This window comes from Salmonella sp. SAL4457 (assembly GCF_046548235.1).
GTDB lineage: Bacteria > Pseudomonadota > Gammaproteobacteria > Enterobacterales > Enterobacteriaceae > Salmonella > Salmonella enterica.
The window spans coordinates 1-245 of sequence record NZ_JBGDZO010001131.1; the positions used below are offsets into that span (position 1 = coordinate 1).

The following is a 245-nucleotide window of genomic DNA, read 5'->3' on the forward strand; positions in this document are numbered from 1 at the left end:
GGCGTTGATCACGCCGTTGTTGGCCACGGACGGCGCGACGAAGGCCGCCAGGCCTTTCTCCGCGACGCTGATGCTGCCGTCGTTGACGATCCGCGCGTCGGGGTTTCCGGGCTGGTCGAAGATCAGCTTGCCCTGGCGGAAGTGTTCGTCGCTGATGTTCGCCGTGGTGGTGATCAGGGAGCCCACGTCGACCTTGGCCGAGCCGCTGAAGACCACGCCGTTGGAGTTGTAGATGATCACCTGGC

General features: G+C 64.9%; 1 protein-coding gene. It reads right to left on the reverse strand.

Features of this window, described 5'->3' with window-relative positions:
* Positions 1–245 (reverse strand): hypothetical protein (locus ACLJNW_RS27715; RefSeq protein ID WP_410961789.1); only part of this gene is annotated, 245 nt, incomplete at both ends.